Origin of the sequence: Mesorhizobium sp. C372A (genome assembly GCF_030323245.1) — a bacterium.
Lineage (GTDB): Bacteria > Pseudomonadota > Alphaproteobacteria > Rhizobiales > Rhizobiaceae > Mesorhizobium.
Window position 1 is genome coordinate 4,803,553 of the sequence record NZ_CP100475.1, and the last position, 18,581, is coordinate 4,822,133.

The following is an 18,581-nucleotide window of genomic DNA, read 5'->3' on the forward strand; positions in this document are numbered from 1 at the left end:
CCTAGACGGATGAGGGGTGTTCCAGCGGAGTGAGGCGTTGGCGTTCCCTGGAACACCCCTCATCCGACCGAGCTTCGCTCGGCCACCTTCTCCCACAAGGGGAGAAGGGGAAGCCCTTACCTTCCCAGCCATTGCTGCATGCAGCTTTTCGCCACCACATGCGCCGGTGGCACGGCGTCGGCGGCCGGGCGGCGGGCACGTTCGAGCAGCAGGCGAACCTGTTCGGGGCGCACGCGGTCACGCTCCATCACGAGGAGGACCATCGGATCGCTCAAAAGCTCGTCCAGGGTGCTGATTCTGTCGCTCATCGGTCGTCTCCTCGATACCGGCCCGCAGACGATAGATAGGCAGGCAATCATGGCCCGCCAATGACGCTTTGCCGGCTATGTCGTGGTTTCGGGATTAATTTCCGGTAAGGCCGGCGTCAATTCGGAGGCGGCGCGCCTTCATGGTGCGGCAGGCCGTCATCGAGCTGCAGCCAGGGCTGCTTCGAGGCGGTCCACATATGCATTTCCGGCTTGAACAGCGAGGGATCGTCGAGCGAGCCGGTGGTGATGCCGACGATGCCGGCGGAGTCGCGTCGGGAAAACAGCGTGGTGCCGCAAGCGGCGCAAAAGCCGCGCTTGAGGTCCGGAGAGGTGTTGACCGTCGCCACCTCTCCCTCGACCGTGACATCGTCGATGCGAAACAAAAGGCGGGCGTTGAACGCCGCGCCTATGACCTTCTGGCAGCACCGGCAGTGGCAGACGCGCTGGTTGAGCGGCGCCGCCTCAGTGCCGTAGCGCACTGCCCCGCAATGGCATCCGCCCTGGTATTTCGTCATCATTCGAACTCATCACACTGAAGGTCTCTTGATGATATCGACAGGTACCTTTCGGTCAATTGAAAAGCCCTGATGGCGCCATCGATTGCGCCGATAGGACCAATGGCTGCGCCAAGGCTCCGTAGCTTCGCAGGCACAAAAAAGCCGACCGCCTCTTCGAGACGGCCGGCATGTATTTTCAGGCAAGCTATTTCGTTTCGCTGAGGACTTCGTCCCAGGTCTTCACCTTGGTTTCGCCATTGAGGAAGGGCAGTGCCGCGGCCGTCAGCTCCGGTGCGAAGAAGACGTCGTAGTGGGTGCGATTGGGAATGATGGCCAGCCGGTTCTGCGACAGGTTCTCACGCATCCAGCCGGCATCCTTCAGCCCGCCGCCGATCATCTGGTAGAACCTGATCTCGTGCTCGGGCTTGTACATGTCGCTGTCGCCATAGGCCAGCATGACTGGCATCTTCAGCTTCGCCACATCGGCGGAATAGTCGTAATCCTTGCGCATGAAATTGCCCAGCGCATCGAGCAGTTTAGGGAAATCGTCGGGACGTGGGGCGACGGCGACGTAGGATTTGTACATCGGCGTGTCCTTCATGAAATCGGCGGCGGCCGCGCTCACCTGCGCCTGCTGGCCGCGCATCTCGTCATAGAAGCCATTGGCGGCGAAGCCGGTCGAGACCAGGACCAGCCGGCGCACCGTCTCGGGATGCTGAACGGCCATGCGGAAGGCGACGCCGCCGCCCAGCGAATAGCCAAGCACGTCGACCTTGTCATAGCCGAGCGCCTTGACGATACCAGCCATGTCGTCGCCCATCCCCTCCAGGCTGAAGGGTCGCTCGCCGAGCGCGGTGCGGCCATGGCCCTGCAGGTCGACGGCAATGATGGTGCGGTTTTCCGCCAGCTTCGGCAGCAGCGGCGCGAACATGTCCGACGTGCCAAGGCCGCCATGCAGCAGAAGCAGCGGTTCGCCCTTGCCATAGACGGCATAGTAGTAATTCAGGCCGTCGATCGGCAGCAAGCCGGACTTTTCCGGCTTCGGCATGGCTGTTGCCTCGGTGGTCATGGCGGGCTTGGTCTCCTCTGCATTGGCTGGGCCGGGCGCTGCAAACAAGGCAGCGACCGAGGCAAGAATGGCGAAATAGATTCGTCTGGACATGTCGGTCTCCTCAGGTTCCCCCCAAGGACGAGCGAGCACGCCGCGTGCCGACATGCCCTGCGAAAAATCCGCGGAAGAATGACCGGTTTGGCTGTTGTCGATCGGTCGCGCGCCTCAGTGGCGCTTGGCCTGCACCAGATAGGCGTCGATCTCGGTCTCGCCGAGCCATTTGGCGGCTTCCAGCCGGTGCAGGCCCTCGACCAGGATGTGGCGCTTGCCGTCATGGCGAACCTGGATCGGCGTCTTCATGCCGTTTTCCAGTATGTCTTCGGCCAGATGCCGGACCGTTTCGGGATGCAGCGTCTTCTTGCGCGCCGTCGGCACGTAGATTTCGTCGACCTTGACCTTCTGCACTCTCAGCATACCGGCTCCCGAGGCGGAAAATGCCGCCTCGCCTGAGATAGTCGGTTTGCCGGGTGCGGCCAAGAGCGGCCAAGCAATTGTGTCGTATGCAATTGCTGGCCCGATCGTTTCCATTTGACGCTTGGCCGGCAGATGGCCGAAATGGCGGCCTGTTACTTTTCCGGTGTTCATGACCCAACTGCCGACCGAATTTCCCGATTTCGGACTGACGCCCGAGCAGCGCCGCGAGGCAGTGCGCGGCCATTACTATGAATGGCCGGGAATGGACGGCGAGCGGGGCGAGATCTGGTGCTATTCTGATCGATTTTCCTACCGCGCCGGCGAGACCGTGACGCTGCATGTCAGCTCGACGGCGCCGCGCTTCAGCATTGTCATTGTCCGCGACGGCGGCAGCGAGACAAAGGTCTTCGAGCAAACGGGGCTTTCGGCGCGCTGGCAGGATACGCCCGACCAGTGCTCGGTCGAAGGCTGCGGCTGGGAGGCGTCTTTCGAATTTCGCATCAGCGACGATTGGCCATCCGGCGCCTATCGGCTGACGCTGACGGCGGACGGGCGCGAGCCCATCCATTGCCATCACCTCATCATCGTCGCGCCCCTGCCCGGCAGAAAACCCGGTCGCGTGCTGCAGGTGGCGGCGACCGGCACCTGGCTGTCCTACAACACATGGGGCGGCTCCAACGCCTATCAAGGCATCACCGGCCCGGGCCGCGACCAATATGCGCGCATGGTGTCGACCCAGCGGCCCTGGTGCCGCGGCTTCGTGGTGCTGCCCAAGGATGCGCCGCGCGTGCCGCTGGAGGTTGCGGTGCCGCCGAAAACAGTGCCGCGCTATCCGCACATGGAATGGGCGTACGCCACCGGACATTCGAAGAAATACACCTCCTCCGGCTGGGCGAGCTATGACAGCCACTTCTTCCGCTTTGCCGAGCGCGCCGGCTATGGCGTCGATCTCGCCAGCCAGCACGATTTGCACTTCTCGCCCGAAATCCTCGATGGTTATGACTGTGTGGTCTTCGTCGGCCATGACGAGTACTGGACCTGGGAGATGCGGGATACCGTCGACAGCTACGTTGAGCGCGGCGGCCATGCGGCGCGCTTTGCCGGCAATTTCATGTGGCAGACAAGGCTCGAGGACGAAGGCCGCCGGCAGGTCTGTTACAAATACCGCGCGCGGGCCGAGGACCCCGCCTATAGCAGCGACGTCACCCGCGCCACCAATTCCTGGGAAGCGCCGGAGATCGGCCGTCCCGGCGCTATGACCTTCGGCCTCAACGCGACCCGCGGCGTCTATGCCGGCTGGGGCGGATGCGCACCGCGCGGCGTGCGCGGCTTTCCGGTCTATCGGCCCGAGCACTGGGCCTTTGCCGGCACCGGCATGTACTATGGCGACCTGCTCGGCGCCGACAGCCATGTCTATGGCTATGAAGTCGACGGGCTCGATTTCGAGATCCGCGGCGGCCTGCCCTATCCGACACCGGACAGCGGTGCGCCTGACGGGCTGCAGGTGCTGGCCGTCGGCATGGCGAGCCAGGTCGAGGAAAGCGCCGACATCCCGATCGAGGACCAGTTTCTCACCGACGAGGATGGCCGCTTTACGGCCGAAACGCTGTTTGGCGAGGCGACCGACGCCAATCTGGAAAAGGTCAAACGCGGCAACGGCATGATCGTCAATTTCCCGCGCGGCAAGGGCGAGGTTTTCCACGCCGGAAGCTGCGAATGGGTGGCCGGCCTGCTCAGGCAGGATCCGATGGTCGAGCGCGTGACCAGGAATGTAATCGACCGCTATCTCGGAAAGACCTGACATGCAGAAGCCCTCATCAACTGGTTCAGAAACGCGCGCGCCATCGCACCTGTTCTACCTCTCCAGCCTGCGCCGGCCGCTGATCGACCGCGCCGAAGGCATCTATATGTGGACGCAGGACGGCCGCCGCTTCATCGACGGATCGAGCGGGCCGATGGTCGCCAATATCGGTCACTCCAACCGCAATGTGCTGGACGCCATGAAGCGGCAGATGGACCGCGCCACCTTCGCCTACCGCCTGCATTTCGAGAACGAGCCGGCGGAAGAACTGGCGCGGGAGCTCGCCGGCAAACTGCCGGAGGGCATGGACCGAATCTTCTTCGTCTCCGGCGGTTCGGAGGCGACGGAATCCTGCATCAAGCTGGCGCGGCAATGGGCGGTCGCGACCGGCCAGCCGAAGCGCTGGAAGGTTATCACGCGTTTTCCCTCCTATCATGGCGGCACGCTGGGTTCGCTTTCGATAACCGGCGACGATGCGCTGGCCGAAACGTTCACACCGATGATGCGGGTGATGCCGACCGTGCCGGCGCCGACGGCATGGCGCGACCGCGACAATCTTTCGATGGAGCAGCGCGGCGTCCGCTATGCCGACATGCTGGAGGAGAAGATCCAGGCCGAGGGCCCGGACAGCGTGCTCGCCTTCATCATGGAGCCGATCGGCGGTGCGGCGACTTCGGCCCTCGTCGCACCGGACAGCTATTATCCGCGTATACGCGAGATCTGCGACCGCTACGGCATCCTGCTCATCCATGATGAAGTGATGAGCGGCGCCGGCCGCACCGGAAAATTCCTTGGCGGCGACCATTGGAACTGCAAGCCTGACATCGTCGCGCTGTCGAAGGGGCTTGGCTCCGGCTATGCGCCGCTCGGCGCGCTGGCCGCCCCGATGCGGCTGGTCGAGCCGCTGCTGGCGTCGGGCGGCTTCCAGCATGGCCACACCTATGCTGGCAATCCGCTCGCCTGCGCGGCCGGGCTCGCCGTGCTCGGCGAAATGGACCGCCTCGACCTGATCGCCAATGCCGCCGCGATGGGCGACGTGCTGATGGACGGGCTGAAAGGGCTGGCGAAGCGTTTTCCGTTCATCGCCGATGTCCGAGGCAAAGGCCTGCTCACCGGCGCCGAGATGGTTGCCGATCCCGAAACTCTACGGCCGATCGAACAGGGCAAGAAAGCCACGCAGCGCCTGCTCGACCTCGCCTACGAGCGCGGGCTGATCATCTACGGCCGCAGGGTCAAGGGCGGTGTAGACGGCGACAATTTCATGGTGGCGCCGCCGATGATCGTCACGGCTGAAGAGGTCGGCGAGATCATTTCCATCATCGGCGATTCGCTGGAAGTTCTGGCCGCCGAACTCGACCTGCCGGTCGAAGGCTGAGGGCTAAAGAATGGCGCCGAGGAAAGTCATCATCACCTGCGCGGTCACTGGCTCGGTGCACACCCCGTCCATGTCGCCCTATCTGCCGGTGACGCCGGACCAGATCGCGACCGGCGCCATCGCGGCGGCCGAGGCTGGCGCCTCAATCCTGCATCTCCACGCCCGCGATCCCAAAGACGGCCGGCCGACCGCCGATCCTGAGGTGTTCATGCAGTTCCTGCCGCGCATCAAGCAAGCGACCGATGCGGTGATCAACATCACCACCGGCGGTTCGTCGCTGATGACGCTCGACCAGCGGCTGGCGGCACCACTGCGGGCCGAGCCGGAAATGTGCTCGCTCAACATGGGCTCGATGAATTTCGCGCTGTTCCCGATGCTCGACAAGCCAAGGGAGTGGCAGCACGAGTGGGAACCAAAGCTGCTCGAAGCCACCCGCGACACCATCTTCAAGAACACCTTTGCCGATATGGAAGGCGTGCTCGAAAAGCTCGGCAAGGGCTGCGGCACGCGCTTCGAGTTCGAATGCTACGATGTCGGCCATCTCTATTCGCTGGCGCATTTCCGCGACCGCGGGCTGGTGTCGGGGCCGCTGTTCATTCAATTCGTGCTCGGCATTCTGGGTGGCATCGGTGCCGATCCCGACAATCTCATCCACATGAAGCGCATTGCCGACAAGCTGTTCGGCGACAGCTACCAGTTCTCGGTGCTCGCCGCCGGCCGCCACCAGATGCCGCTGATCTCGATCGCAGCGGCGATGGGCGGCAATGTCCGCGTCGGGCTGGAGGACAGTCTCTACGACGGACGCCAGCTGGCGAAATCCAACGCCGACCAGGTGCGCAGGATACGTGGCATTCTCGATGGCCTGTCGTTGGAGGTGGCCACACCGGCGGAGGCGCGGGAGATGCTGGCGCTGAAGGGTGGGGACCGGGTGGCGTTTTGAGATGATTGATCTGCGATGATGGCGTTCTGGCACACCCCCCTCTGGCCTGCCGGACATCTCACCCCCAAGGGGGGAGATCGGATGTCACTGCGGCCTTCGCCAATCTCAATCGTTGCAAAATGGATGGCAGCGCCAAAGCTGCCAATCTCCCCCCTTGAGGGTGAGATGTCCGGCAGGACAGAGGGGGGTGCCTGGGCGCCTTGCCTATCGTGAGTACAGTCACCCTCCGCCCCGGCACCATCGACGACGTCGACACCATCCATGCCGCGCTGCTCAAGCTCGGCACCCATATCGGCGCGCATCAGGAGATCACGTCCACTGCCGACGATCTCCGCCGCTACGGCTTTGGCGACAAACCCGCCTTCTCCACCCTGATCGCCGAGATCGGCGGCGATTTTGCGGGGCTCTGCCTGCATTTCCCGATCTTCTCGACATGGATGGGGCGGCCCGGCGTCTATATCCAGGACCTCTATGTCGAGGACCGGTTTCGCGGCCGCAAGATCGGCGAAAGACTGCTGCGCCGGGTCGCGCGCGACTGCCGCCGGGATGGCGGCGCCTATCTCAGGCTGTCCGTCGACACCGACAATGACGGCGCCAAGGCTTTTTATGAGCGGCTGGGCATCGCCTGGTCGAGCTACGAGCAGACGCAGAAGATTGTTGGCGATGCCTTTTTCGCCTTTGCCGATGCAGCGCAGGATGGGGACGCGGAATGAAAGCCTTCTTTGCCGAGGAGCAGAAACGCCACGACCCGAAGGCCTTTCTGTCCAGCGGTGCGCCGCAGCCCAATCCCGAACAGCCGGAGCGGGTAGAGCGATTGTTAGCCGGCGCAAAATCCGCCGGATTGATGATCGAGCGGCCCAGGGAACATGGCCTAGGCCCGGTGGCGGCCGTGCATACGCCGGAGTATCTCGCCTTCCTCGAACACATTTTTGCGCGCTGGCAGCGCATCGAGGGCGCATCCGCGGAAGTCATCCCCAACATCCATCCACTGGCCCGCACAGGGTCCTATCCGGCCTCGGCGGTCGGCCAGGCCGGCTACCACATGGCCGACACCGCTTGCCCGATCTCGGCCGAAACCTGGCACAGCGCGCTGTGGAGCGCCTGGAGTGCAGTCGAGGCAGCCGAAGCGGTGATATCGGGCGCGCCTGCCGCTTATGCGCTCTGCCGGCCGCCCGGCCATCATGCCTTTGCCGATGTCGCCGGTGGCTTCTGCTTCATCAACAATTCGGCGGTCGCAGCCCAGGTGTTGCGCAAGCAGGCGGCGCGGGTGGCGATCCTCGATGTCGACCTGCATCACGGCAACGGCACGCAAGGCATCTTTTATACGCGTTCCGACGTCCTGACGGTGTCGCTGCACGCCGATCCGGTGCGCTTCTATCCGTTCTTCTGGGGCCATGCCGATGAGCGCGGCGAAGGTCCGGGCCTCGGCTATAATTTCAACCTGCCATTGCCGCGCAAATCAGCGGACGCGGCGTTTCTGGAGGCCCTCGAAGTGGCGTTCCAGCGTATCCGCGCCTTTTCGCCGGACGCGCTGGTCGTGGCGCTCGGTCTCGATGCGTTCGAGGGCGATCCGTTCGGCGGGCTTTCGGTGACCACGCCCGGTTTCTCGCGGATCGGCGAGGCAATTGCCAAGCTTGGCCTGCCGGCGGTTATCGTCCAGGAAGGCGGCTATCTCTGCGACGCGCTCGGCGACAATCTCACGGCGTTCCTCACCGGTTTCGGCGGCAAACAGCGATAGCTGACTAGCGCTGCTGCCTCAGCATGGCGATCACCCGGTGCACGCTTTCCAACGTCTCGTCGATCTCTGCCGCCGTGTTGTAGTGCGCAATACCGATGCGCACGACGCCCTGCTCGGCCGGAATGCCGAGATGGTGGACGATCTCCCAGGCGTAGTTGTGACCCGACCATAGAAAAATGTTCTCGGCATTCATCTGCCGCACGATCGTCTCTGGCACGATGCCGTCGACGGTGAAGGACACGGTCGGCACGCGCTCAATGACACGCTTCTGATCGGTGATGCCGCGGATGGTCAGGCCCTCAATGGCGGACAGCCCATCGATCAGCCCCAGCGCCAGCGGGTTTTCGTAGGCGATCGACACTTCGTATGCCTTTGCGATCTTTTGCCTTCGCGAACCGCCCTCGCCGGCCGCAGCACCGAGTTCGGCGAAGTAATCGACCGCTGCGGTAAGCCCGGCCATCAGTTCGATCTGCGGCGTGCCGAGTTCGAAGCGCTCCGGCAGGCCATTGGAAGAGCAACGGCATTTGTAGGGTTGCAGCGCATCGATGATGTCGCGGCGTCCCCACAATATGCCCATGTGCGGGCCGAAGAACTTGTAGGCCGAGCAAACCAGGAAGTCGCAGCCGAGATCCTGCACGTCGACCAGCCCGTGCGGCGCGAACTGCACGGCATCGACATAGACGAGCGCGCCGGCCTGTTTGGCGATAGCCGTCAGCGCCTTGACCCGGTTGATCGAGCCGGTGAGGTTCGACGCATAGTTCAGCGCAACGAGTTTTGTCCTGTCGGTAAGCAGAGCGCTGAGCGCCGCCTCCTCGACCTGCCAGCTGTTCTCGTCGAAGGGCAGGAAGCGCACCACAAGGCCGAGGTCCTCGGCCAGCTGCAGCCAGGGCGAGACATTGCCCTCATGATCCATGCGGGTGACGATGATCTCGTCGCCCGGCTTGAAGCCGCGGCCGAGCGTGCGCGACATGTGATAGGTCAGCGTCGTCATATTGGCGCCGATGATGATTTCCTCAGCGCTCGCTGAACCCAGGAAATCGGCCATCGCCGCATGGGCGCCGTCGACCACCTGTTGCGCGGCAAGCGTGGTTTCGAAATAACCGCCGAGATTGGCGTTGGTGGTGAGGAGGCAGCGCGCCACCGCATCGGCAACCGCCTGTGGCACCTGCGTGCCGGCCGGATTGTCGAGATAGATGCGCCGGCGGCCTTTGTCGGTCAGGTCCAGCGCCGGAAATTTTCCCCTGACGGTCTCGATCGGAAAATCCATTGCTGTCTCCTTCCCCTTGTGTTTTCTACGGAATTCCGCCCGGAGTGCCCGCTTACGGACAAGGATTGCCCACGCGCTGGTGGATCGCGTCGACGGCCTTCTGCATCTCGTCGGTCCAGGTCACGTCAACTGAGGACAGCGCCATCTCGAGCTGGGCAATCGTCGTCGCGCCGATGATGCTGGAGGTAACAAAGGGTCGGCTGGCGACATAGGCGTTGGCGAACAGCGCCGGTTCGAGGCCGAAGGAGCGCGCCAGTTCGTTGTATTCGAGCTGCGCCTCCGCCGCATTCGGCGTCTCATAGCGCTGGCCGCGGTTGAACAGCTGCGAGCGCGAACCTTGCGGCCGCGCGCCATGATCGTATTTGCCGGTGAGATAGCCTTGCGCCAGCGGCGAATAGGCGAGAAAGCCAACCTCTTCGCGGTCGCAGACTTCGGCGAGGTTCACCTCAAATGTGCGGTTGACGAGGCTGTATGCGTTTTGCAGCGAAACGATGCGCGGGCCGACGCCCTTGTCGGCCTCGGCGATGAAGCGCATGACGCCCCAGGAGCTTTCGTTCGACAGGCCGAGATGGCGGATCTTTCCCGCCTTCACCAGCTCCTCGAAGACTGCGAGTGTCTCGGCGATCGGCGTCTCGCCGGCCGGCGCCCCAACGGCATCGGCACGGCGCGGCACAGCACCCACGCGGGTCGGGTTGGCGCCCCAGGGGATGTCGCGCTCCGGCCAATGGATCTGATAGAGATCGAGATAGTCGGTGCCGAGCTTGGACAGCGATTTGTCGATGGCGTCAAAGATATCGGCGCGCACCAATTTCGACGGACGGTCGCCACGAAACCAGCTGTTGGCGGTGCGGCCGACCACCTTCGAGGCCAGGATCACCTTGTCGCGGTTGCCCTTGGCCTTCATCCAGCTGCCGATGATCTTTTCCGTGCGCCCCTGCGTCTCGGCCTTGGGCGGGATCGGGTAGAGCTCGGCGGTGTCGATGAAATTCACGCCGCGCTCAAAAGCCAGATCCATCTGCGCATGGCCATCGGCCTCGGTGTTCTGCTCGCCCCAGGTCATCGACCCCAGGCAGATCTGGGTCACAAGAAGATCGGTCCGACCGAGACGGCGTTTATGCATCGAATTTTCTCCGGCGGGAATTGCGCGGCTACGCGGGAAGGAAGCCGCATCTATAGGGAAAGCGGCGCCGCTCTCCAACCCTTAGCGGACCGACTTTTGCGTGAACCCTGGAAGTCAGCGCCGGACGCCAGCCAAAGCCCGCCGCTTGGCTTCGTCGATCAACATGTTGGCCACCTGCATGCGGATCATGGCGCGCTGGCGCAGATGCGGCGCGACACGGTCGGGATGGTTGGCGAAAGCGAAGCTGCGGCGCATGCGGCCGAGATCGGCGTTCTTGACGGGATGATCGAGGCCGAGTTCGACCGCGATTGCGTCAGGATCGATCGGTGGCAGCTTCTCCTCGGGCTTTGCTTCCTCGCCGGCCAGTGCCAGCTTGGCCTGGTCGAGAAGGGCTGCGAATTCGGCGGCAAGATCGGACCCCGCTTCGCGATACTCGGCCGTGAAGGTTTCGCCGGAGACCTTGATGCGGCCGGAATGAAGCTCGTCGGCCACGGAGAGATAGTCGAACGGGATCGACGGCCGCGCGCCTGTCTCCCCGCCAGCCTCGTCCTTGTCGGAGGCGACGAACAGATCGTCGAGCAAGGAAGCGAAATCCCGCTTGGCGCCGATGTCAGCCTCCCCCTCGTTTTGCGCATGCGAACAGAGCCGGTCGCACCATAGAACCGGCTCGTTAAAAATGAATGCCACTGATCTTAACCAGTTTAGGCGTTCGCCGGGCTTGCGCGACCGGTTGATGGTGCAGCTCAACAAAAAGCCGGACTGCATTTGCATGCAGTCCGGAAATTCGCCAGGAGTGGCGAGGAAAAGCCGGCCATGTGCCAGCGTCTATGCATACGGTGGGGATGCGCCACAAGTTTCAGCGCACGCGGCAATTGTGCCGAAAAAAATTCGCTTGGAATGGCTGCCATGCAAATGCTGCACTGCACAATCTTCACAAATTTCCTATACTCGGCGCCGTGGAGGATCAACAAGGGGCCGAATCATGGGGTTCTTCACTGAAATGTTTGCCCGTCCGCGTCCGCAGGAGCATCTGCGTTATCGTTCCGCACTGGCGTTGCTGCATTCGATGAGCAATGCCGACCGCGCCGACATCGGCATCAAGCCGGCCGACTTCCCGCGCATAGCCAGCGAAATGTCCGTGCGCTGAACCAGCGCGAGACGAGGTTTCCCGGCAGCGACCGGGAAACCTCGGAATGCCGAATTCGTCAACGATTCCCGAGATAGGCACCCTTGGTCAGCGGCACGCCATTGTGGCGCAGGATGTCGTAAGCCGTGGTCACGTGGAAATAGAAGTTGGGCATGGCGACATGCAGCAGATACTGCATGCCTGGCATCGAGGCTTCGCGCTGGCCAAACTTCAGTTCGACCACCCTTTCATCCGAACCCTCGAATTCGGCGGCTGAGAATGACGCCAGCAGATCGAGCGTCTTGGTCAGGCGCGCCTGCAACTCGGCGAAGGTCGCTTCATTGTCTTCGTATTTCGGCACCTCGCGACGGGCCAGCCGTGATGGCGCGCCCTTGGCGTGGTCGGTGGCGACCTGCACCTGCCTGACCAGCGCGTACATGTCGGGCGCCAACCTCGCGGTCAAAAACACCTGCGGGTCGATCTTGCGCTCGGTTGCATTCTGTTCGGCCGCCGACAGCACGCCGGACAGCGCCTTCAGCCTGGCCGAAAACACCGGCACCGAGGCTTCATACATCGATAGTGTCACGTTCAAATCTCCATTGCGGCTGAAGCGCCGACGGCGGGACGTAGCGCCTTCCCGGAGGATTTTTCAAGCGTCACCACGTCGCCGCAATCTCTATGATAGACTCCTTTCGTGGTGGAGATTCTCCGATGAGACGCGTCTTTCTGGCAGCGGCCGCCTTTTGCTCCCTTGCCGCATCCGGCCAGGCTGTGTTCGCCGACGATGAACCGGCAGCCGATGACCAAGCCCCTTACGTCGATGACAGGTCGGACGCCGCAGCCGTCATCCGCTCGCTCTACAGCGCCATCAACCGGCACGAATTCGCCCGCGCCTGGGCTTACTACGGCGATACCAAGCCGGCAAAGGATTTTGATACCTTCGTCAAGGGCTATGACGGCACCGACAAGGTCGACGTCGAAACCGGCGCCATTTCCGATGAAGGTGCGGCCGGCAGCATCTATTACAGCGTTCCGGTCGCCATCCGCGCCACCGACAAGGACGGCAAGGAAGCAGTTTTCGCCGGCTGCTACACGCTGCGCCAGGTCAGCGCTCAGATCCAGGCCCCGCCGTTCCGACCGATCTTTATCGACAAGGGCGCGCTGAAGCCATCCAAGGCCGATTTCGAGGGGGCGCTGCCGCCAAGCTGTGGTGACGGGCCGCCGCCGCCGAAGAAGGACACCGCACTCGAGCACGTGAAGAAACTGTTCGCCGCTGATTATGGCGATCAGTGTGACAAGCAATTTCTCGGCGAGGAGCCGAACATCTTTTCGATCAAATACAAGGCAAAGGACGCGGCTGCCAGCGATCCCGACAAGGAAACGCGGCTTTTCGAGTTCTACTGCCAAGCGGCAGCCTATAACGCAAGTTCGGTCTACTACATGACCGACGAAGTATCGGGCGTGCGGCAGTTGCAGTTCACCGAGCCCGAAATGGATATCCGTTACGAGAACAATGACAGCGACGGCAAACTGCTGGGCATGGATATCATCGGCTTCCGCACAACCGGCTGGGCGGCCAATTCCGAATATGACGAAGAAGCCAAGACGCTGACCACGTTCAACAAATGGCGCGGCATCGGCGACGCCTCGGACAAGGGGATATACCTGTTCCGTAACGGCGATTTCTCCCTCGTCCAATATGATGTGGACGCGTCTTACGATGGCGAGGAGAACCCGCGGACGGTGGTCGACTACAACACCGCGCCGTAGGGGTCTTAGCAGGAACCGCCGCGCTCAAGCAGTCCTTCACATTCGCCTTCTCGTTTCAGGCCGGGAACGCATCGGCCGGAAGAAGGCGCGAATGTCTTCGACCAGAAGACTCGGTTCCTCCAGCGCAGCGAAATGGCCGCCTCGCGGCATCGATGTCCATCGCTGAACGTCAAAGACCCGCGCCACCCAGGATCGAGGCGGCATCGGCAACTCGCGAGGGAAAAGCGCTACCCCAAATGGCGGCGAAACGCGTTCCAGCGTCTCGAACGCAAGAGGGAACAGTCGATTCTCCTTGTAGAGCCGCAAGGACGAGGTGAGCGCGTTGCTGAACCAATAGAGCGAAACATCCGTAAGGAGCGTGTCCATGCCGAAGGTGCGCTCCACGTCACCGTCGCAATCGCTCCAGCTACGGAACTTCTCGATCATCCAGGCTGCGAGACCGATCGGCGAGTCTGTCAGAGCATAAGCAAGCGTCTGAGGCTTCGTGCCCTGCAGATGGGCATAGGCGCCCTCCGTTGCCGTCCAGGCCTCGGCGTTGTCCAGAAAGGCCTGCTCCTCAACGGTGACGGGTGGCAGACCTGCACCCAAGGGTGGCCGATAGCTCCCGGGAATGTAATTGACGTGGACGCCAAGCACGCTTTCGGAATGGAGCCGTGCCATCCAGGCGGAAACGCCCGCCCCGATGTCGCCTCCTTGGGAAGCGAAGCGGTCGTAGCCGAGCCCCCGCATCAACTGTACCCATAACTCCGCGATGCGGCCGGAATGGAAGCCTGGTTCCGTCGGCGCCTGGGAAAAGCCGTATCCGGGCAAGGAGGGAACTACCACGTGGAAAGCGTCGGCCGGGTCACCACCATGGGCAGCTGGGTCTGCCAGCAATGGAATGACGTGTTCCATTTCGATGAACGAGCCGGGCCAGCCATGCGTTATGATCAGCGGCAGCGGCGCCGGTCCGTTGCCTGGCTGGTGGACAAAGTGGACATCTAGGTTGTTCAGCCTCGTCAGATATTGCGGCAGCCGGTTCAGCCGCGCCTCTTGCACTCTCCAGTCGAAGCGGTCTCGCCAGTAATCCGCAAGGCGCTTGATGAACGGCAGGTCGGCCCCATCACTCCAGCCCGCTTCGCTTAGCGGAATTGGCCATCGTGTTGCGCTAAGCCGGCGCTGGAGATCTTCAAGTTGTTCGTTCGGAATTTGGATCTTGAAGGGGTGAGCGTCCATCGCTGTGCTTCCGATCTGTTGGATCATATCAGCCTACCCCAGTAAGGATATCGGCCGAACCATGATCGCCAAAACCAACGGGCACCTCTGGGCCATATGCCTCAGGGCGCTTTTGACAGCATCCAGTTCAACGTTTGGCGCCAGTCCACCATGCGGATCGGCGTGCCGTGGGTGCCCGTTTCAAAACGGACGAACCGGGTCGGATAGGCTTTCGAGTTCGCAATGATGGAGCGGAAGAAGGCTTCCTGTTTCTCCACGGGAAAGACCGGGTCCTTGCTGCCCTGGCCGAAAAACACCGGCACGTGACGCCTGTAAGCCGGGCTCGAAAGGAAGCTGTCATCCCATAGCGAGCCGAGCAGCAGCAGCCCGCTGATGCGCCGTCCGGTATCGTCGCGGCCGGCAAGTTTCCAGCACAGCGCACCACCCATCGAGCCGCAGGCGACGAAAATCTTCGCGTCCGGCGAGGCCTCGGCATAGTGGCCGATCAGGGCTGCGATCTGCGCCGCGCCCTTGTCGCCGAAATCGGTGAAATCGGGTGAGAGATAAAGGCCGCCATTGCCGGCCATCAGGTTCTTGATGCGGTTGAAATTGCCGCCGAAGGTGAAGTCGTCGACACCCTGCTTGCGGCTGCCGCCCTGCCCGTGCAGGTAAAGCACGATGATGCCGGCGCCATCGGTCTTGCCGACAGCGACATGCCTGACATCGCCGGCATCGGTTTTCAGCATCAAATCCTGCTGCACCTTGCGCACGCCGGTGTCGGTATACTGCGCATGCACGCGCTTTTCCGGCACTTCGTCGCGGTCGTTGATGTCGCGCATCTCGCGATAGTCGATGACGGTGTAGGCGCCTTTGTCCGTGGACGAGAGCGTCGCCGGATAGGCGAAGAGGTCATCCTTGTAGGGTTTTAGTTCGAGCGCGTCGGCGTGGGCGGCAGAGAACAGGAAAAAGAGCGAAATCAGAAGGCTATGGAGCGCGGCCGCCCCCCTCTGGGCTGCCGGCCATCTCCCCCTCAAGGGGGGAGATTGGATATCACGCCGCCTTCCGCCAATCTTCAAAGCTGCAGGATAGACGCCGCCATCGAGGCTGCTGATCTCCCCCCTTGAGGGGGAGATGGCCGGCAGGCCAGAGGGGGGTAGAAGCGCTGAGGCAAGTAAAGAGAGAGCCATGCTAAAGGCATGCGTTTTTCGGCTTCGCTTTGTCAATCCTGCAGCACGCCGCCGGCGTCTTCCAGCGCCTCGCGGGTGTCGACATCGATCGACGCGCCGTCGCCGATCTCGACGTCGATGACATCCAGTCCCTCGGCCTCGACCAGATGGCGGGCGCCGGTGTCGCCCTCGAGGTGAGCGATGCCTCCAAACAGCGCGCGTGGCAGCAGCACCGGATTGCCGCGGCGGCCGTCATGGGCGGCACGCACCACTGAGCGGCCGCCGTCCCTACGGAAGGCCTCGATCAACCGGTCGAGATCGGCCGATGAGATACCCGGCATGTCGCCGAGGACGATCATGGCGCCGGCCGCCTCGGCTCCAACGCGGGCAATGCCGGCTTTTAGAGACGAGGACAGGCCGTCGGCAAAATCCGGATTGTCGGCGAAGATCACGTCGAGGCCGGTCAAGGCTTGGTGCACCCGCTCACGCTGGTGGCCGGTGACGACAACGGTGCTGGTTGCCTTCGAGGCCAGTGCGCGCTCGACTGTCCGGCGCACCAGCGGTTTGCCGTCGAACAGCGCCAGAAGCTTGTTCGGCCCGCCCATGCGGCTGGAGCGACCGGCGGCCAGAAGCACGATCTCGACCTTCAGCCCGGCTCTCGCCGGCAGCGGCTCGCGCGGCTGCGGCCGGGTCGGGATTTCCATCAAGAGGCCGCCAACGCCCATGCCGGCGATGTCCTTGGCGGTGACGTCGAGGCCGGCGATCAGCCTGTCGAGCACCCAATCGAAACCGTTCTCCTTGGGGCTGCGGGCGCAACCGGGCGCGCCGATGACGCGCTTGCCGTCGAGCGTGCCCAGCACCAGCAGATTGCCGGGATCGACGGGCATGCCCGCGCGGATCACCGTGCCACCTGCTGCCTCGATCGCCGCCGGAACGACATCGTTGAAATCGCTCATCGCCGAGGCGCCGAAGATCACCACCATGTCGTTGTCGCGCGCCAGCGCGGCCGCTGCCTCGGCTACAGGCGCGATCTCGTGCGGCGTGCGGCGCTCCGTCGTCAGCCGGCCGCCGGAGCGTGCCAGCCGGGCCTCGGTGACGCGCAGCGTCTTGTCGAGCACGCTGGCCTTAATGCCGGGCAGCATCGTCTGAATGACGCCGATGCGCACCGGATGGTAGGCGTTGACGGCGAAGATCTCGCCGCCGGCGCAGATCTTCGTCACCTTGTCGACCAGAGCCGTGGCAACAGCGAACGGGATGATCTTGACCGTCGCCACCATTTGCCCCGTCTCGACAGGTGCGTGCTGCGCCAGCGTGGCGATGGTGATGGTCGGGTCGACCGCATTGATGGCGTCGATCATGGCGGCATCGACGGTGAAGAGACCGGCGGCCTTGGCATGGAGGTTGACGCGGCCGGTCGCGGCCGGTTTTGCCTCGATGTTGCGGTGGGCCATGCTGGCAGCAATCTTTTCGGCCGCCGCATCCTCGCTGAGGTCATCGGCGGCAAGCACCGCCACGACGATCTCGGTAATGCCGGCCGCCTTCAGCACCGCCACGTCCTGCGTGCTCAGCCTGTGCGCCTTGCGGAAACGCCGCTCGCCCGCCGTCGTGGCATGCGCCAGCACCGCGCCTTGCGCCTGATCGATCGGGATCGGCCCGAACTTCACGCCGCCGCGCCTTTGGCTTCGAGACCGCGCGAGCGAAAGGCGTGGATCGTCTGCGCCAGGATGGCGACGGCGATCTCGGCCGGGCTCGCCGCGCCAATGTCGATACCGATCGGTGCGTGGATGCGGGCGATCTGGTCGGCGCTGGCGCCGAGCGCCAGCAGGCGCTCGACGCGCCTGGCGTGTGTTTTGCGGCTGCCGAGTGCGCCGACATAGAAACAGTTGGCGTCGAGCGCGGCCTTCAGTGCGAAATCGTCGATCTTCGGATCATGGGTGACGGCGGCGAGCGCCGTATAGCTGTCGAGCGGCTGGCGTTTCAGCACATCCTCCGGCCATTCGGCATGGAGTGCTACATCGGGAAAACGGTCCGGGGTGGCGAAGGCGGTGCGCGGATCGACGATCTCCAGGGGATAGCCGGCGATCCTGGCCATCGGCGCCAGCGCCTGACTGATATGGACGGCGCCGACTACCACCAGGCGCGGCTGCGGCAAATGCGCGTTGAGGAAGAAGGTGCGCCCTTCAGCCTCGACCGAACCCGAATTGCCGGTGCGGAAAGCCTTGGCGATCGCTTGCCCGAGATCGCCGGCAACCTGGTCGCCTTCTCGCACGATGCGGTCGCGGCCGTCGCCGAGATCGGTGACCAGGATCGCGGCGCGGCGGGCCCGGCGTTCGGCATTGAGGGCTTTGAGAGCGTAGGGATCCATGCCTAACCGAGCCGCTCCACATAGACCTTGATGCGGCCGCCGCAGGATAGGCCGACCTGCCAGGCGGTCTCGTCGGCAACGCCGAACTCCAGCATTTTGGCCTTACCGCTGTCGATGACGTCGATCGCCTCGCTTACCACGGCGCCCTCGACGCAGCCGCCCGAGACCGAGCCGTGGAAATTGCCTTCGGCGTCGATGACCAGATGACTGCCGACCGGCCTCGGCGCCGAACCCCAGGTCTCGACCACAGTGGCGATGGCGACATCCTTGCCGTCCTTCATCCAGCCCTCCGCGATAATCAGCGGATCGCGGGCTTCATCGAGATAGATGCTGTTGTCCATGATCGCTTGCCTCAAAGTCTGTTTTTCTCTGGGAGCCTGTTTTCGGAA

20 protein-coding genes are annotated in these 18,581 nt (G+C 63.3%); 7 read left to right on the top strand and 13 right to left on the bottom strand.

Translation table 11 applies throughout. The annotated features are described in order from the left end of the window. Window positions 1–116: 116 nt before the first annotated feature. The 4 genes from NLY42_RS23090 to NLY42_RS23105 form a co-directional block, all read right to left on the bottom strand. A complete protein-coding gene (locus NLY42_RS23090) occupies window positions 117–308 on the bottom strand; it encodes a hypothetical protein (protein ID WP_023669058.1) in 192 nt (63 codons plus the stop codon). 116 nt (window positions 309–424) lie between these two features. Further along, window positions 425–823, bottom strand: a complete 399-nt coding sequence (locus NLY42_RS23095) for a GFA family protein (RefSeq protein WP_023754395.1) — start codon at window positions 821–823, stop codon at window positions 425–427. Window positions 824–1,010: 187 nt separating this feature from the next. Further along, window positions 1,011–1,967 carry an alpha/beta fold hydrolase gene (locus tag NLY42_RS23100; protein WP_023756447.1) on the bottom strand — a complete coding sequence of 319 codons (957 nt, stop codon included), beginning with the start codon at window positions 1,965–1,967 and terminating at the stop codon, window positions 1,011–1,013. Between the two features lie 114 nt (window positions 1,968–2,081). Then, the gene (locus NLY42_RS23105) at window positions 2,082–2,330 is read right to left on the bottom strand and encodes a ParB N-terminal domain-containing protein (RefSeq protein WP_023669061.1); all 249 of its coding nucleotides are present in this window, start codon (window positions 2,328–2,330) and stop codon (window positions 2,082–2,084) included. A 169-nt stretch (window positions 2,331–2,499) separates the two neighbouring features. Between NLY42_RS23105 and NLY42_RS23110 the strand changes: the two genes are divergently transcribed. From NLY42_RS23110 to NLY42_RS23130, 5 genes are all read left to right on the top strand, one after another. Beyond that, window positions 2,500–4,131 (top strand): N,N-dimethylformamidase beta subunit family domain-containing protein, encoded by a 1,632-nt coding sequence (locus tag NLY42_RS23110; RefSeq protein WP_023754393.1) that lies wholly within the window; start codon window positions 2,500–2,502, stop codon window positions 4,129–4,131. A 1-nt stretch (window position 4,132) separates the two neighbouring features. After that, on the top strand, window positions 4,133–5,506 hold the full coding sequence (locus NLY42_RS23115; RefSeq protein ID WP_023690163.1) for an aminotransferase family protein: 1,374 nt from the start codon (window positions 4,133–4,135) through the stop codon (window positions 5,504–5,506). A 10-nt stretch (window positions 5,507–5,516) separates the two neighbouring features. Further along, window positions 5,517–6,446 carry a 3,5-dioxohexanoate:acetyl-CoA acetone transferase gene (gene kce / locus NLY42_RS23120; RefSeq protein ID WP_023690164.1) on the top strand — a complete coding sequence of 310 codons (930 nt, stop codon included), beginning with the start codon at window positions 5,517–5,519 and terminating at the stop codon, window positions 6,444–6,446. Between the two features lie 209 nt (window positions 6,447–6,655). Continuing rightward, complete coding sequence (locus NLY42_RS23125) at window positions 6,656–7,159, top strand: GNAT family N-acetyltransferase (RefSeq protein WP_031196820.1); 504 nt, start codon at window positions 6,656–6,658, stop codon at window positions 7,157–7,159. Further along, on the top strand, window positions 7,156–8,184 hold the full coding sequence (locus NLY42_RS23130) for a histone deacetylase family protein (protein WP_023754392.1): 1,029 nt from the start codon (window positions 7,156–7,158) through the stop codon (window positions 8,182–8,184). Before NLY42_RS23125 ends, NLY42_RS23130 begins: the two co-directional genes overlap by 4 nt. A 4-nt stretch (window positions 8,185–8,188) precedes the next feature. Here NLY42_RS23130 and NLY42_RS23135 read toward each other — a convergent pair whose 3' ends face one another. From NLY42_RS23135 to NLY42_RS23145, 3 genes are all read right to left on the bottom strand, one after another. Continuing rightward, the gene (locus tag NLY42_RS23135; RefSeq protein WP_023754391.1) at window positions 8,189–9,451 is read right to left on the bottom strand and encodes a cysteine desulfurase-like protein; all 1,263 of its coding nucleotides are present in this window, start codon (window positions 9,449–9,451) and stop codon (window positions 8,189–8,191) included. A gap of 52 nt (window positions 9,452–9,503) precedes the next feature. Then, on the bottom strand, window positions 9,504–10,571 hold the full coding sequence (locus NLY42_RS23140) for an aldo/keto reductase (RefSeq protein WP_023754390.1): 1,068 nt from the start codon (window positions 10,569–10,571) through the stop codon (window positions 9,504–9,506). A gap of 114 nt (window positions 10,572–10,685) precedes the next feature. Beyond that, on the bottom strand, window positions 10,686–11,153 hold the full coding sequence (locus NLY42_RS23145; protein WP_023684909.1) for a hypothetical protein: 468 nt from the start codon (window positions 11,151–11,153) through the stop codon (window positions 10,686–10,688). Window positions 11,154–11,247: 94 nt separating this feature from the next. Between NLY42_RS23145 and NLY42_RS23150 the strand changes: the two genes are divergently transcribed. Then, complete coding sequence (locus NLY42_RS23150) at window positions 11,248–11,718, top strand: hypothetical protein (protein ID WP_198022194.1); 471 nt, start codon at window positions 11,248–11,250, stop codon at window positions 11,716–11,718. 58 nt (window positions 11,719–11,776) lie between these two features. Here NLY42_RS23150 and NLY42_RS23155 read toward each other — a convergent pair whose 3' ends face one another. Next, window positions 11,777–12,283 carry a DUF1993 domain-containing protein gene (locus NLY42_RS23155; protein WP_023690171.1) on the bottom strand — a complete coding sequence of 169 codons (507 nt, stop codon included), beginning with the start codon at window positions 12,281–12,283 and terminating at the stop codon, window positions 11,777–11,779. A gap of 125 nt (window positions 12,284–12,408) precedes the next feature. Here NLY42_RS23155 and NLY42_RS23160 point away from each other — a divergent pair, with 125 nt between their 5' ends. Next, complete coding sequence (locus tag NLY42_RS23160) at window positions 12,409–13,467, top strand: DUF1176 domain-containing protein (protein WP_023754388.1); 1,059 nt, start codon at window positions 12,409–12,411, stop codon at window positions 13,465–13,467. 36 nt (window positions 13,468–13,503) lie between these two features. Here NLY42_RS23160 and NLY42_RS23165 read toward each other — a convergent pair whose 3' ends face one another. From NLY42_RS23165 to NLY42_RS23185, 5 genes are all read right to left on the bottom strand, one after another. Further along, entirely contained in the window at window positions 13,504–14,709 is a 1,206-nt protein-coding gene (locus tag NLY42_RS23165) for an epoxide hydrolase family protein (RefSeq protein ID WP_245261342.1), read from the bottom strand. A 74-nt stretch (window positions 14,710–14,783) separates the two neighbouring features. Next, window positions 14,784–15,695 (bottom strand): alpha/beta hydrolase family protein, encoded by a 912-nt coding sequence (locus NLY42_RS23170; RefSeq protein WP_245260151.1) that lies wholly within the window; start codon window positions 15,693–15,695, stop codon window positions 14,784–14,786. 185 nt (window positions 15,696–15,880) lie between these two features. After that, a complete protein-coding gene (locus NLY42_RS23175) occupies window positions 15,881–17,491 on the bottom strand; it encodes an NTP transferase domain-containing protein (RefSeq protein WP_023726915.1) in 1,611 nt (536 codons plus the stop codon). Continuing rightward, window positions 17,488–18,192, bottom strand: coding sequence for an XdhC family protein (locus NLY42_RS23180; protein ID WP_023669076.1), 705 nt, complete (start codon window positions 18,190–18,192; stop codon window positions 17,488–17,490). Before NLY42_RS23180 ends, NLY42_RS23175 begins: the two co-directional genes overlap by 4 nt. A 2-nt stretch (window positions 18,193–18,194) precedes the next feature. After that, window positions 18,195–18,533: an XdhC family protein gene (locus NLY42_RS23185; RefSeq protein WP_023734542.1), complete on the bottom strand. Its 339-nt coding sequence runs from the start codon at window positions 18,531–18,533 to the stop codon at window positions 18,195–18,197. Window positions 18,534–18,581: the final 48 nt, after the last annotated feature.